Origin of the sequence: Dorea sp. YH-dor226 (assembly GCF_039832105.1) — a bacterium.
GTDB lineage: Bacteria > Bacillota > Clostridia > Lachnospirales > Lachnospiraceae > Dorea_A.
This window is the reverse complement of record NZ_JBDOHS010000003.1, coordinates 185,276-199,967: the sequence shown is the minus strand read 5'-3', so window position 1 is coordinate 199,967 and position 14,692 is coordinate 185,276. Positions and strand designations below refer to the sequence as shown.

Genomic DNA, 14,692 nt, shown 5'->3' with positions numbered 1-14,692 from the left:
ATGTGATGAAAAGATTATTATCTTCTATCTCATATATTTTCATATCGATAGCCCTTTTTTTCAGTGGCGTGATGTTGGAGGTATCGCCGTCGGATCTCGTAAGGCAGGTGGTTCAGGATCAGATAGATATTGACGATCAGGATCAGGCGGATGACAGTAAAGATGCTTCTGATGATAAGGATGATGCGGTTGTTCAGGATGAAGCGGATAATCAGATCAACACGAGATACTATTATTCGCTGATGGACGATTCGAAAAAGGAGAACTATGACAGGATTCAGGAGGCTGTTGCCGGAGAGGAAAAATCAGTTGTCCTGGACGTAATGGATCAGGAGGAACTGAAACGGATATTTTTAAGTGTTTACTATGATTATCCGGAATATTTCTGGCTTGAATATTATTACAGCTACAAAAGTACTGATGAGGGCATGGAACTGATCTTTAATTATAACTGTACCGGATCTGAAAGAGAAAAACGAGAAGCAGAGATTGAACAACAGGCAGGAGCGATTCTTGCGGGACTTCCGGCCGGTGCGGGGGATTATGATAAGGTAAAATATGTGTTTGAGACATTGGTGGATATGACGAAATATGAGCTGGATGCGCCGGACAATCAGAATATCTACAGTGTCTTTGGAAATTGGACAACGGTATGTGCCGGATACGCCAAAGCAACCAAGTATCTTCTGGACCGTGCAGGAGTTGAGTGTTTCTATGTTACCGGATTGGCTGATGGAGAACCTCATGCCTGGAATATCGTGCAGTGTGACGGGCAGTATTATTATGTGGACACGACCTGGGGAGACCCTTTGTATCAGGAGACTCAGGGCGAAGAGATGCAAAAAAAGGGAACTGCCTATGAATATCTGTGTTGTTCCAGGGAGTTATTGTTCCGAACACATACTCCGGATGAGGAGTTTACGCTTCCGGAATGTACAGACAATTCTCTGGAGTATTACAGAATGGCGGGCAGATATCTGGAGTCCGCAGATCAGAATGCGATTCTGGAGATTATGAAAAAAGATATTGATAACGATGAGAAACAGACAGAGATCCAGTTTTCCGGAGGAGATGCGTTAGATCAGGCGGTGGCACAGATTGATTCAACCTTACAGCAGGTGCGAGAGTATACAAAATCAAAAAAAGGAAAATCACTGGGTGAACTTTGGTACACGTACAGGGATAACACGTCTATTTTGATTGTGTACTGGGAATAAGGCAATAAAGAGGGACTGCTGTAAGATCCAGAGATATATTCATGATGATATCTCTGGATCTTGCAGCAGTCCCTCTTCGTATGTCGATTAATATTGATGTGCAATTTCAATAAACTTGCGCACCTTTTCCGGATCCTTTTTCTGATCGGTTTCTACTCCGGAATTGACATCGACGGCATAAGGATGCACCGCATTGATGGCTGCTTCCAGATTATCCGGGGTCAGTCCGCCTGCAAGAATAACCGGGAGCGGCAATTCTTCGACGATCCTGCGGCTGATGCTCCAGTCATGAGTCAGTCCCGTACCGCCTAGACGGTCAGCGGTACGGCTGTCAAGAATGATGCCGTCCACTTCTCCGACAAAACGTTCGGCGTATGCAATGGCTTCTGTTCCGGTAACACTGACGGACTTTACAATTTTAAGGTAAGGAAGTGTTTCCCGGATTTTCCGGATCTCTTCCAGCAGGATGTCGTTATGCAGCTGGACGGTGTCGACAGCAAGCTCCTCCAGCATTGGGATGATGTCGGGAGCAGTCTGAAGATGAGTGACCGCAACCCTTGTAACGAAGGGAGGAATTGACCGGATCAGCTCTCTGGCTTTCGGGACGCTGACTTTGTCTTCTGCCAGATGTGTGATGCCTACAAGAAAACCAATGGCGTCACAGCCGGCGCCGAGGGCAATATTAAGTTCCTCAAGAGTATTCATTCCACATATTTTTGCTTTCATAGGCTAAGTGTCTCCTTTGATTAATATCATGATGGTGTCGATCAGAACCAGGATTCCAATCAGCAATGCGGCTTTCGGGCTGATCCATATGGCTGCCAGAAGAAGAAGATATTTCAGAATCAGAGCAATCCATGAAGGCTTTATTCCGAAGCGGATGTGTTCGTTCTGTTGTTGGGCACCGTCGGATGCTTCTTTGGCATCTGATGTTTTATCTGCGTGAAGATAGATGGACTGAATAACAACATCATTTACGTAATCCCGAAGTTCCGCACAGAATGCGTTGTCACAGATATACAGAAGCTTTGAAAGAATTGACAGCGCGTTAGCGGTAGACCATGTGTATACATCGGATTCCGGGGTACATTTCCATCCGCCGGTTGCATCATCCTGCAGCTGGATCAGATAATAGATCGCTTTGGAGATGCAGGGATCTGAAAAGGATACTTCGGTATTACGCAGCAGACCTTTTAAGGCCCATACAGTTCCAAAATGCCGGAAAGTAAAGACTACATCTTTCCGGATTCCGATCTCATAAAAGATGTCATAACTTCCGTCCGGATTCTGGGCAGAGCGCAGATAATCGACTCCACGGCGGATATTCTGATGATACTGATGGGGAAAGGTATGACCAAGTGCCATCAGTACATAGCCGGTAGAAACAGCCTGAGAGAGATACTGTTCAGAGATTGCTTTCCGGGAAAATGATTTTTCCATCTGGCTGAACTCTTTCACAATCTGCTGAACGGGCTGATTGCCCCATCCGCCATCTTCGTTCTGCGAACGAATGAGCCAGTCAACCGCTTTTTCGATTGCATGGTCGTATTTGTCGGCAGTTCCCAGACGCAGGGTATAAGACTTCAGACAATATACAACGAGGGCTGTTCTTGTGGAGGTGGAGTTTTCACCGTAATCATCGGCCCATCCACCATCTTCGTTTTGCAGGTCAGTGATAAGATCTGCACATTCTGTGGCAGCGATATAGATCTTTTCCAGAGGGAATTCAGGTTCGAATTCAGTGTATTTTTCACTGAACTGGATCAGAGCATACATGATCCATACATAATCAATTACGATCGCACCATTGATTGAAGGCTCCAAAAGCCAGTTTTCTATGGCCTCGCAGAGCAGTATCTTCTGGTTGGTATCGAGAAATTCAGATAACTGAGAACATACGCTTACGACTTCGGCAGTATTCTGTGAGTTGGGTGATACGTCGGAGATCCAGCTCCACCCGAAATTATCTTCATCCTGAACTGCGAACAGCCAGTTCAGAGCCCGGGAGATATTCCATTCAAACATGTTCTTTTGTGTTTTCATATCTTTTAGGTATCCTTTTCGTCGTTTAATATTAAAGTTGCGTTTTGTCGGAGAATGTACTGGCAGTATTTTCCGATCCCATTTCGTAATAATTCAAACACTTTATACTTTCGGAAAGGTCTGGGCATATTAATCTGCCGGATGTTATTGATCCCCAGATTGCATACATGACGATCCATACCCGAGAGAAGTTCCGGAATCTGCGGACAGCGGTAGCTTTCTTCGAAAAATGCCTCCAGAGTATTGGCAAGCAGGAGGATCTGGGACCAGGTTTTGTAGCTGTTTGCTTCTTCAAGGCTGGTGTCCCGGTTCAGGATACGGATTGTGCATTCCAGGTTGAAGAACTTCAGGATGTCCCGGATGCAGACAGCCATACATGCAACCGGAGATATCCGCAGGTTATTTTCTTCGAAAACAAGGAGCAGGATATTACCGTTCTGCGGGGCAGAGAGAATCTCTTTACTCCACCACTGATAAGCCTGACCAAGGAGTTCCTTGGATTTTCGGATGTCTCTGGAAGTGCCGTATCCCCGCCTGTACATTATGGAAGCCAGATAACCTCCCTTTACCGAATGAAGACGAAGCAGTTCCTGAAGAGCAGCCCAGCACTGATCAAAATTCCTCTGTCTGAAATAGTAATTTGCCTGGACAAAATGCATCATTTCCGGATATTCATCCAGATAAGCATTTACGGAAGTACAATCCATGGATTTCAGATGTCCGAAGATGCCAAATTCTCCATCCAGGATCTCCTGAGGTGTCTGCAGACTTCTGGACTCATGTGCGGATGCAGAGAGAGGGCTGGCTGTTTTCAGATATCGGATCGCTCTGTCCATGCCATTTTTGTGCTGGAATGACTGAAACGGTCCCAGCAAAGCAGGAAGATCGGATTCCTTCATATCGATCAGATAAGAAAAGAGTTTTTTGTTTTCATTAGTCATCATCAGATTCAGGAAAGCGCTCCATTCCTGAGCAACCCACCCGCTTAAGACATATTGCTTCTGACTGCACACCAGGAGAAAGGTACGGGCATCATTCAGTGCCTGGTTGATCTCTCCGATATACTTGGTGATTCCGTCTTTTTCCAGAATCTGTTCTGAGAAAAAGACATGATATCCCTCTGCTTCGAGCTGTCTGTAGAGGGCTTCGGCAATCTCTCGGTCTATGGTTGGCTTTCCGTTATCAGTACATTTAAAAGAAATAAAAAAATCATACATAATGTTTCCTTTTATCCGGCCTTGTGGCATCGGCACATCAGATAGCTTGGACGATGGATCTCCTGGTGCATTCTCGGAATCTGTTGCAGAAGTTTTGGATCAGGGAGAGGCTCTCTGATCTCGTCGATGAGAAAACCGGCACGAATCAGACTGTTTATGATATCTGAAACCGTACGGTGATACTTGATTACCGTAGTGTCCAGCCAGAGGACTTCTCTTCGTCCGGTATCTGCATAATGATCCAGCTTATAGTACACAGGTTCCCGATTGGCATCAAATTCACATACACATTCCTTTATGGCTGCAGTAACAATTGGGTGTTCCATGGAAAACAGAAGCGTACCCTTCGGGTTCAGAACACGGTAAATATTGGTGAACAGCAGGTCGAGATCCTGGATATAGTGAAATGCAAGAGAACTGAACGCAATATCCCAGGTCTGATCCAGAAGATGAAGATCATCCATATTCATACAGTGATATTCAATGCGATCCCGTTGATTCTCGGTGATTGCTTTATGAATCATCTTTTCGGAGATATCAAAAGCATATACGGATCTGGCACCCGCCTGGATGAATTTGATGCTGGTTGCGCCATATCCGCAGCCCAGTTCCAGAATGCGTTTTCCGGATACATCCGGGAGCATATCCATCATATGCGGCTGCTCGAACAGATCGTTGTAATTTTCCTCATCATTTCTAAGATCCAGATAATTTTGAAAAAAGACAGGATTATCATATAAATTTCCCAATCGAAACACCTCCTGGTCAATATACGACCGTTATCATAATTAATCATATTATACTATAAAAGGAAAAAAGATTCATTATCAAGATGAAAGAAAAGGCTTGGGTTTTCTGCTGGTAAGAGCATGAGCAACATGGTATACTGGAAACAGAAAATCTGAGGAGGGTGCTATGAAGAAAGCAAGGAAAAAGGCTCTGGTGATCCGGGCATTCAGACTTGGTGAAAAGAGCGAAGAGATAGAGAAACTGATGGCGGAAGGCAGAATCAGAAAGAAGAAAGACGGAAGCTTTGAGGTATTTTCACAGGAAGCAAAAAGCGGAGAGGGAGAGATCGCTTATCCTGGAGATTATATTAAGATCGATTCTTCTGGAACGCCATACCCGAACCGTGCAGAATATTTTGAAAAACATCACAGGCATTTGAAAGAAGAAACATATGAACAACTGCCGGAAGATCTTATGATCTGGACGGCGGAGGATGAGATATGTCCGGAAATCACATTTCTAATGGAAGAAAAGGGACTGACTTTGGAGCCGGGACATCCGGAATGCTTTTTTCAGGCACCGCTTTGGGGGACGAAGCTGTCTGCGGCCAGGGATGCTGTGCTGGTGTTTTATGAGACAGAGCGGGATTCGGAAGGAAATATCTGTGATGCAGAGTTTAACTTTGTGGACAGGGAAGAATTTGAAAAAACATATGAAGTGATTCCGGAAAAAGCAGCGGTTACTTATGATGCATTCATCAGCTACAGTCACAGTGAACCGGATGCTTTTGTGGCAAAGAAGCTGCATTCGATGCTGGAGCGTTACCGTGTGCCAAAGAAGATACAGGAATTGTCCGGAAAAAAGAAGATTGAAAGAGTGTTCCGGGACAGAGAAGAACTGCCTCTGTCTTCGAATCTTGCTTCCAATATCTGCGAAGCACTGGAGCATTCCGAGTATCTGATCGTGATCTGTTCTCCGCGTTCTCTGCGATCTGAATGGGTGCAGAGAGAGATCGAGACATTTCTTCTGACCCATGGAAAAGAGAAGGTGCTGACGCTTCTGGTGGAGGGGGAGCCGGAAGAGGCATTTCCGGAGATTCTCTGTTATGAAGAGGAGCGGATCCTTCGGATGGACGGAACAGAGGAAGTTGCGCGAAAAAAGATTGAGCCGATGGCCGCAGATGTCAGAGGGAAAGACAGGAAGGAGACAGAAAAGAAGTTAAAAGAAGAATTCCTGCGGATCCTTGCGCCGATGCTTTCCTGTACATATGATACTTTAAGGCAGCGGCACCGGGACTATGTGTTTCGAAGAATTCTTGCGGCAGTAGGAGGAATTGCAGTACTGGCAATCTTATTTACCATCTACGCATTTCATCAGGCGGCAGTTACGGATGAACAGTATCAGGAGGCAAGGCGTAACCAGGCAAGATATCTGGCGGGGATCTCGGGAGAGCTTCTGGATACCGGAGACAGGACGGGAGCTTTGAAGACGGCGCTTGCCATAGTGCCGGAGGATGAGGATGCCGAAGAGCCGGTGGTACCGGAGCAGATGTATGCACTAAATAATGCTCTGTATTCCTATAATAATACCCTTATGATAGATTTTAAAGCAGATAAATCTTATGAGATGGAAGGACAGACGGTGAATCTGATGCGTGACAAATCTCAGATGCTGAGTCCGGAAGGAACCGCATATTTCTGCCTGGATCAGATGGGAAATGCATATATTCTGGATATGGAATCGGGAGACTGTATCTGGAAGATACGTCCGGAAGACCTGGAAGATTACGACGACGGCGAGTTTGTATGGTTTGCACCGATGTCCGAGAAAGAGGCGGTTCTGGTATCGAAGCATGAGATCCGCTGTGTGAACTGGCAGGAAAAATGTGTGGAAAAGGTGATTCGGGAGAAAGATGGAGCTGCCTTTTACGCAGGATCTTTTCTGTGCACGGTTGATGATTCCTGCATCGCGCTGAGCAACGGAGAGACAGTCTGGGTGTATGATCTGGAGAGCGGAAGCTGTCTGCAAAAGGTGAATTATACAGAGGAAGAAACATATGGCTGCTATTCATCAAATGCGCTTTCCTTCAGTGACGACGGAACGATGCTGGCAATCGGTGTTTCTACGGATTATTCAAAACTGCCGGAAAAAGGACTGTTCCTGCTTTCGCTGGAAGATGGAAGTGTCCGGATGTTGTCATCTGTTGAAACGGCAGCTATGGTATGGATCAACAATGAACGGATCGCAGCGGTGCATTACCAGTATGTCAATGGTAAGGAGCAGATTGTAGATGATCCGGAATGGAGTTACCGTATCGCTGTGTATGATGCAAAATCCGGTCAGTGTCTCTGGACATCGGAAAGTTACAATATTCGTGCCTATTCCAAACCGTGTACAATGGTGGCGACGGATATGGAAGTTGATGGAGAGGTGCAGAAGGTTCTTGCGGTGTCGTTGAAAGACCGTCTGATCCTGATTCGGCCGGAAAGTGGAGAGATCCTTTGGGAGAAGAGCTATCCTGAAGATATCGTGGGAGTAGAAAAATACGATGAAAACCGTTACCTGATCGGGCTTTCGGATGGTCGGATCTATCTTGCGCTGATGGATAATACAACGACTGATTATGGAGTAGGAGACATTTCTTCAGAGACGATATGTATGTTATACAGTCAGAGTAAGGAGTGTGTGATCCTGCTTGTGGAAGACAGCAGAAATGTGGTGTTTTTGAGAACCATCCGGGATGAGCAGATGGAGCCGCTGTCTATGGAAAAAGAGATCAATAAAGTAGAATATCTCTCTGTTCCGGAAGGCTCCGGGGATACCAGGGTATATCGTTGTGTTTTCTATGATGCGTGCGGGGATATAGATTATTCGGGACTGCGTATCTATGAACCGGGAACTTCTGAAATGATATATGAATATGTCTGCCAGGAGGAAGATTCCTGGATCGATAATCTGCGGGCACAAAATATTGAGGGAGTGCCATGTATATTGTTTGAAAAATATGATGGAAGAGAGATTTCTCTGAACATTGTGGATCTGAATACCGGCAGAACACTCGTCGATCAGGAGAAACTGGCAGATACAGGATGGCAGGAATGGAATAGCCGAAGCTTTCATACGGTGGATCAGATGGCTCTGTATGCGCGGGAAGCGTTTGTGATTACAGAGGTTACAGCGGATGGAATTACTGTTCCGGATGATGAACGGGCGATTACTGTAGAGGAATATATACAGGATGTACAGATTACGACAGACGACAGGTACTTGATACTGGTAATGGAGGATATGGAGCAGGAAGAATACTGGCTGAAGGTTTGGAATGTGGAAGAAGAGTCGTGGCAGAGCATCGAAGGAGAAGAGACCATTCCTGTTTCAGACGAGGATGTTACACTTGGACAGGAAAGCTCTACGCTTGCAGTCTATTCCAGAGAAGGGAATGTTGATATCTATGATCTGGAGAAAGGAATACGCACACAGTCGATTCCGGTAGGGTATTTTGATAAGATTGATTTTGAATATATGAATCATGACAGATATCTGGTGGTCTGTGGAGATGATCAGTATCTGACGCTGTGGGACGTTGATACCGGAGAAGTCCGGATGCAGAACACGGATAACCAGAGGAACTGGGGAAATGACATCTATGTGGATGGAAATGAGCATTATTTCGGAATTACATTTGACGGCTATATGATCAGTGACGATTATTTTTTAACTTCTCAGATCAGCCTGTACTATGTGGATGATGAGGGACGCTTCTACCATTATGCGGATGTCCCGTATGGATGTGCAAGTTTTGAAGCAGGAGAAATATTTGTAAAGAACGCGGGAGGTTCCTACAGCCCGTTCTACAGTTACCGGGAACTGAGGGCACGTGCGGAACAGGTGCTGGACGGAGATACATTAAGTGATGCTGAGAAAAGGCAGTATTTTATATCCGAGTAACAGGAGGATGTACAGATGATATGGAGAGTTTGTTTCGGACTGGCGCTGATGCTGGTGGCAGTAGGAGCTGTGACATATCTGGTCGGTCGAAATCGTGGAGAAAATCAGGTAAAGTATCTTGGAGCAGGTGTGTTTCTGGCTTCGGTTGTGACGTGTTTTCCGGTCATGCTAAGAGGAGAGCATGCGGGATTTGCACTTGCGATGAGTATCTCCCACAGTATCCGCATGTTTGTGGTCGACACGGGAGTGGTGGATATTGCAGGGGAGCTTCCGGCACAGATGTTGGGAAATCTGTTGGTGCCATACAAAGTTCTGGTATGTAGCCTGTATCTTCTGGCACCGGTCTTTACACTGACTGTCGTTCTGCAGTATTTTTCCAACTCCTTTGAACGGCTTCGCCTGCGAATGAAGAGCAGAAGGAACCTGTTCGTATTTTCTGAACTGAATACGCATTCTCTTGAGATTGCATCGGATATGTGGCATTATGCGAAAAAAGAGGGACAAAAGGTAGAGATCGTATTTTGCTGTTCCAATAAGAAGGACAGTCTGAATATGGATCTGGAAGAGAGTGCAAGGGAGTTGAATGCCATTCTTCTTCCGGAAGAGATCACGCATCTCAGACTCAGGAATCAGGCGCGTTTTATTACATATTTCCTGATCTCGGATAACGAAGATGAGAATGTGGAACATACGCTGCAGATGGTGGATAACATGACGGGCGCTTCCGCCTGGTATACGCCTGCAAGACTGAATCAGAGAAATGTGGAGATTCACTGTTATGCGACGAGCGCAGAAGCGGAGATCCTGCTGGATGCAAAAGAAAAGCAGGAGCTGCGGGTGGTTCTGGTGGATGAAGTCAGAGATGCTGTGTATGAACATCTTTATCAGCATCCGCTGTATACGAATCTGCATCCGCATCGTGACAATGGAGCAAAGGAGACGCTCTCGCTTCTGATTATAGGCGGAGGAAAGGCAGGGACGGAATTCTTAAAAGCGGCGGTATGGTGTGGTCAGATGGAAGCGTATAATCTTGAGATTCATCTGATTGATCTCAAGGGCAATCTGATTCGGAAAAAATTGGAAGAAGAATGCCCGGAGTTATTTTCAGAGGCAGCAGGCTATAAGATTCACATTCACAAAGGGAATATTTTCAGCAGCAGGATCAGATCGTATCTGGATACGCTGGAGAACATCAGTTATTGTGTCTCGGCACTTGGAGACGATGAAGATTCTATCAGGGCTGCTGTGTGGATGAGAAGATATTTTTATTCGTCACGCCCGCAGAATCAGCCATTTATCTGTGCCCATATACGAAGCAGAAGAAAAAGAGCTGCAGTATGGGAGCTGTGTGAAAATACGAGAAATAAAACACGGATGTATTACGATATTGTTCCGTTTGGAAGTAGCGGCATGTATTACGGAAGCTGTTCGGATGCGGCATTTGTATCCGAATATCTGGGCCTTGGAGTACAGTCTCACTACTTCCGGCTGACGGGAGATTCCGGCGAGGAGGAGCGCAGATATGCGGTTCAGAACTTTTACCAGAAGCAGTGTAACCGCAGATCAAGCATCGCGAATGGAATGCATATCAACAGCAAGTTATGGGAAATGGGATATGGAGTCCTGCGGGTGCCGAAGGGCCGGAAAGAGAGGAAGCTGTACACGGATTGTATCCGGCCTGTGAATTTTTCCAAAGAAACAGCGGAAAAACGCGCCGTTTTCTATAATCTGGAGCATGAGAGATGGATGGCATATGTCCGGACAGAGGGGTGGCATCTGTCGACCAGAGGCGGCTCCTCGCTGGAGGATATCCGGGCATGTTATGAAGGATACTGTGAAGAGTTCAAGAATCAGAATTATCTGATGAAGATGCACCCGGCGCTTGTACCGATTGTGAGTGAAGACCCGGGAACTGCAACGCTTCAGGAAGTAGATGATATGATCGTTGCAGTAAATGAGGAGAAGGGAACAGGATCTTATTACCCGGATTACGTGCAGTCAGATGTTGAGCTGGTTGATCATATGGGAGAAATAGTAGGAGGAGCATGGTGCGGCCCACAGGGAATCCGTATCTTCGGAACACTGGCGATGGAAGGAGAGTATGTGATCTGTCGTCTGACAGACCTGCTTCACTATTATGGGAAGATATATGAAGAGGAAAAAGATGTGATTACTTCTGAAGAGAGAAGGAATCTTGCGGAAGAGATTCAAAGGTGCTGTTATGGAATTATTCGGACAGAAAAAGAGGAGAAATATCAGGAAGAAGTACATAGATATCTTAAAAATTACAGAGCATGAGTAAGGTGCCGCCGGGAGAGATCCCGGCGGCGCTTTTTGGTTAGTTTCTACTTTGTTGCAAAGCATGACAATGAAGGATATAATTTGCGTAAGTGTGTTTCGAAGGATGACGGAAAAAGGAGTATGAGGGTATGCTGACAGTGATACTGGCAGGTGGAAAAGGGACGCGCCTTCTTGAGGAGACGCAGTTTCGTCCGAAGGCATTAACGAAAGTCGGAGAAAAAACGATCATAGAACATATCATGGAAGGTTTTCAGAGCCAGGGATATCGGGATTTTCTGATTCTGACCGGCTATAAGAGTGAGATGATATCAGAATATTTCAGAAGCAGACAGGAAGTAGTGTCCTGTAAGTCGGAAGGTGCATGTATGACCGTGGATCTGCCGTATGCCCGGGTTCGTATACTGGATACGGGGGAGGACACAGGAAGTGCAGCCAGGCTGCGTATGGCAGAGCCTTATCTGGAGCATGAGACGTTCCTGCTGACTTACTGCGATGGTCTGTGTTCTGTAGAGATGGAAGATGTGATCAGGTTTCACAGGCAGCGCTGTGGCATGGTGACTCTGACGGCAGTACGGCCGGAACCCCGGTTCGGGATACTTGAGATTGCAAAGGACGGACGGGTCAATGCTTTGCGAGAGAAGGAGCGAAAGGATTCACCGGTGATCAATGGTGGGTTTATGGTCATGGAACCGGAGATTTTCGGGTTCCTGACAGATCAGATGGAACAACTGGAAAGGGATGTGCTGGTGCCGCTGTCGGAGACCGGGAAGTTGATGGCATACTACCATGATGGCTTCTGGCAGTGTATGGATACCCTGCAGGAGAAAAAATATTTGTGCGCGTTGTGGGAGAAGGGAAATGCGCCCTGGATCAATCAGAAGAAGGACAGATAGATATGAGAATACTGGAAGAAGATCTGAACACCATACGGTGTTCACTGAATACGAAGGAAAAAGAGTTTTATAAGGACAGTGTTATATTGATTACGGGATGTGCGGGATCCATCGGATATGAGCTTCTGCATTATCTGATCCGGTATGCTGACGCCCGGAGAATTATTGGAATTGATAATTGCTGGCTTGGCTATCCAAACTGGATGAGGCGTCTGGTAGAAGAAGGAAAACTGGAGTTTTATCAAAGGGACATTGCTGTGATGGATCTCGGGGAGATTGAAGCTGCAGAAGAAGTAACGCATGTATTTCACATGGCTTCGCTTGCATCTCCGGTTGCATACCGGGAGAATCCGCTTCTCACTATGGACGCCAATGTCGAAGGATGTCGAAATCTTCTGGAATATTACAAGGATAAAAACCTTCGGACATTTTGCTATTTCTCAAGCAGTGAGATCTATGGTTCTCCGGATGATTCTCAGATTCCGACCAGCGAAAAACAGTGGGGAAGAGTCAGTTGTGTGGGGCCAAGAGCCTGTTATGATGAGGCAAAGCGATATTCAGAGACGTTATGTCAGGTGTTTGCAGGCAGATATCAGGTTCCGTGTGTAATCTTAAGGCCGTTCAATATCTTCGGCCCGGGAATGAAACTGAATGATGGAAGAATTCCGACCGACTGTGTAAAGGCAGTGATTCTGGATCAGGATATTCCGGTCTATTCTGACGGAACTCCGACCAGAACTTTTTGTTATATATCGGATGCAATCACATGGATTTTGAAAGCAGCCGCCCAGGGAGCATTTGATGTCTTCAACATAGGAATGGATTCTCCTGAACTTACGATTCTGGAATATGCGAAGCTTTGTGCTGCGATTGGTCGGGAATCTTTTGACTATCATGGAAGCGTAGATTTCAGGATTTCAGAGGATCCGGATTTCCTGACGGACAATCCGAGGAGACGTTGCCCGGATCTGTCTTATGCTCAGGAAAAGCTGGGGTATCGTCCGGTCTTTTCGACGGAGGAAGGGGTGTACCGCTTCCTGACTTTTTTGTCGGAATACAGAGAGTGTCTTGAGGAGGAATGGGCATGGTAATTACAGTTGTCGGCATGGGTTTCGTAGGTCTGACCGCTGCGGTAGGGTTTGCCGCAAAAGGGCATCAGGTGTATGGAATTGAAAAAGATGAAGACAGAAGAAAGCGGATTGAAAGTGGGAAGCTTCCGTTTTATGAGCCGGGAATGCAGGAGTATCTGGAAAAGACGCTGAACCGGAATCTGCATATGCAGGGGGAACAAAAGGGTGCAGCAGAGAAAAGCGAGTGTGTATTCTATTGTGTGGGAACCCCGATTGGTGAGAGTGGAAGTGCAGACCTTACTTATCTGACAATGGCAATAGAAGAGACGCTGTCGCTGCTTCCGAAACATTCCGGGACGACGCTGATCGTGAAGTCTACCGTTCCTCCGGGAACGCTCAGGGATCAGGTGTGGCCGCTTGTTAACAGGTGCGGGCTGGAGCCGGGAATAGATGTGGAGCTTGCCAACAATCCGGAGTTTCTGCGGGAGGGCAGATGTTGGGATGACTTCATGAATGCGGACCGACTCGTCATCGGTGCATTTACAGACAGAGGATATGCGCAGGCAGCGAAGGTATATCAGAACTTTTCTGCACCGATTGAGAGAGTGAATCCGACAACGGCGGAATTCATCAAGTATCTGTCGAATACGATGCTTGCAACGATGATCAGTTATTCGAATGAGATGGCAGGTGCCGCAGATCAGATCCGGGATGTGGAGATCGGACGGGCCTTTCATATTCTGCATAAGGATCGCCGCTGGGAGCAGAATATGATGTCTTCTTATGTGTATCCGGGATGCGGATACGGAGGATATTGTCTTCCGAAGGATACGCAGGCAATGTGGTACGCGGGAACACAGGCGGGTGCTGATATGCCGATCCTCCGGTCTGTGATCCGGACGAATCAGGATATGCCGGAACGGATCTGTGAGCGGATTTTGAAAGAAAGTGAACCGGGAGAGACGGTTGGAATTCTGGGGCTGGCCTTTAAGCCGTTTACCGGCGATGTGCGGGATACACCGGCCGCCAGAATTATTGCATGTCTTAAGAGGCGGGGTGTGACCTCTGTTATGGCATATGATCCACTGGCAGAAGAGGAATTTTTAAAGCACTATCCGGAACTTCAGGTCACCTGTCCCGGAAGTCTGGATGCAATGCTTGAGAACTGTGACAGACTGGCGATCGTGACGGCCTGGCCGGAATTCGAGGCCTTAAGCGGCAGAGAGAATGTATGGGATTTCCGGTATATGCGGTAGGTATGGGAGGAAGCAGAG

General features: G+C 46.6%; 10 protein-coding genes. 6 read left to right on the top strand and 4 right to left on the bottom strand.

What is annotated here, in order from left to right; translation table 11 throughout:
• Positions 1 to 5: 5 nt before the first annotated feature.
• Positions 6 to 1,217: a hypothetical protein gene (locus tag ABE547_RS04270; protein ID WP_347377586.1), complete on the top strand. Its 1,212-nt coding sequence runs from the start codon at positions 6 to 8 to the stop codon at positions 1,215 to 1,217.
• 87 nt (positions 1,218 to 1,304) lie between these two features.
• Here the strand turns inward: ABE547_RS04270 and ABE547_RS04265 are convergent, their stop codons facing one another.
• The 4 genes from ABE547_RS04265 to ABE547_RS04250 are packed head-to-tail and all read right to left on the bottom strand — an operon-like array spanning position 1,305 to position 5,226.
• The gene (locus ABE547_RS04265) at positions 1,305 to 1,943 is read right to left on the bottom strand and encodes a phosphoribosylanthranilate isomerase (protein WP_347377585.1); all 639 of its coding nucleotides are present in this window, start codon (positions 1,941 to 1,943) and stop codon (positions 1,305 to 1,307) included.
• Positions 1,944 to 1,946: 3 nt separating this feature from the next.
• The gene (locus ABE547_RS04260; protein WP_235247972.1) at positions 1,947 to 3,260 is read right to left on the bottom strand and encodes a prenyltransferase/squalene oxidase repeat-containing protein; all 1,314 of its coding nucleotides are present in this window, start codon (positions 3,258 to 3,260) and stop codon (positions 1,947 to 1,949) included.
• A 5-nt stretch (positions 3,261 to 3,265) separates the two neighbouring features.
• On the bottom strand, positions 3,266 to 4,477 hold the full coding sequence (locus tag ABE547_RS04255) for a toll/interleukin-1 receptor domain-containing protein (RefSeq protein WP_347377584.1): 1,212 nt from the start codon (positions 4,475 to 4,477) through the stop codon (positions 3,266 to 3,268).
• Between the two features lie 11 nt (positions 4,478 to 4,488).
• Positions 4,489 to 5,226, bottom strand: coding sequence for a class I SAM-dependent methyltransferase (locus ABE547_RS04250; RefSeq protein WP_347377583.1), 738 nt, complete (start codon positions 5,224 to 5,226; stop codon positions 4,489 to 4,491).
• 166 nt (positions 5,227 to 5,392) lie between these two features.
• On the opposite strand from ABE547_RS04250, the gene ABE547_RS04245 reads away from it, so the two are divergent.
• The 5 genes from ABE547_RS04245 to ABE547_RS04225 all read left to right on the top strand — a co-directional run bounded on the left by ABE547_RS04245 (position 5,393) and on the right by ABE547_RS04225 (position 14,674).
• Positions 5,393 to 9,154 carry a TIR domain-containing protein gene (locus tag ABE547_RS04245; RefSeq protein WP_347377582.1) on the top strand — a complete coding sequence of 1,254 codons (3,762 nt, stop codon included), beginning with the start codon at positions 5,393 to 5,395 and terminating at the stop codon, positions 9,152 to 9,154.
• 15 nt (positions 9,155 to 9,169) lie between these two features.
• A complete protein-coding gene (locus ABE547_RS04240) occupies positions 9,170 to 11,452 on the top strand; it encodes a hypothetical protein (protein ID WP_347377581.1) in 2,283 nt (760 codons plus the stop codon).
• Between the two features lie 131 nt (positions 11,453 to 11,583).
• The gene (locus ABE547_RS04235; RefSeq protein ID WP_347377580.1) at positions 11,584 to 12,348 is read left to right on the top strand and encodes a sugar phosphate nucleotidyltransferase; all 765 of its coding nucleotides are present in this window, start codon (positions 11,584 to 11,586) and stop codon (positions 12,346 to 12,348) included.
• 2 nt (positions 12,349 to 12,350) lie between these two features.
• Positions 12,351 to 13,439, top strand: coding sequence for an NAD-dependent epimerase/dehydratase family protein (locus ABE547_RS04230; RefSeq protein WP_347377579.1), 1,089 nt, complete (start codon positions 12,351 to 12,353; stop codon positions 13,437 to 13,439).
• Positions 13,433 to 14,674 carry a nucleotide sugar dehydrogenase gene (locus tag ABE547_RS04225; protein WP_347377578.1) on the top strand — a complete coding sequence of 414 codons (1,242 nt, stop codon included), beginning with the start codon at positions 13,433 to 13,435 and terminating at the stop codon, positions 14,672 to 14,674. The genes ABE547_RS04230 and ABE547_RS04225 overlap by 7 nt, the downstream gene beginning before the upstream one ends.
• Positions 14,675 to 14,692: the final 18 nt, after the last annotated feature.

What these genes read in the sequence shown, in the direction of transcription:
- ABE547_RS04245 (WP_347377582.1), top strand. Translation starts at nt 5,393, where the DNA reads ATGAAGAAAGCAAGGAAAAAGGCTCTGGTGATCCGGGCATTCAGACTT.
- ABE547_RS04230 (WP_347377579.1), top strand. Translation starts at nt 12,351, where the DNA reads ATGAGAATACTGGAAGAAGATCTGAACACCATACGGTGTTCACTGAAT.
- ABE547_RS04235 (WP_347377580.1), top strand. Translation starts at nt 11,584, where the DNA reads ATGCTGACAGTGATACTGGCAGGTGGAAAAGGGACGCGCCTTCTTGAG.
- ABE547_RS04240 (WP_347377581.1), top strand. Translation starts at nt 9,170, where the DNA reads ATGATATGGAGAGTTTGTTTCGGACTGGCGCTGATGCTGGTGGCAGTA.
- ABE547_RS04255 (WP_347377584.1), bottom strand. Translation starts at nt 4,477, where the DNA reads ATGTATGATTTTTTTATTTCTTTTAAATGTACTGATAACGGAAAGCCA.
- ABE547_RS04270 (WP_347377586.1), top strand. Translation starts at nt 6, where the DNA reads ATGAAAAGATTATTATCTTCTATCTCATATATTTTCATATCGATAGCC.
- ABE547_RS04225 (WP_347377578.1), top strand. Translation starts at nt 13,433, where the DNA reads ATGGTAATTACAGTTGTCGGCATGGGTTTCGTAGGTCTGACCGCTGCG.
- ABE547_RS04265 (WP_347377585.1), bottom strand. Translation starts at nt 1,943, where the DNA reads ATGAAAGCAAAAATATGTGGAATGAATACTCTTGAGGAACTTAATATT.
- ABE547_RS04260 (WP_235247972.1), bottom strand. Translation starts at nt 3,260, where the DNA reads ATGAAAACACAAAAGAACATGTTTGAATGGAATATCTCCCGGGCTCTG.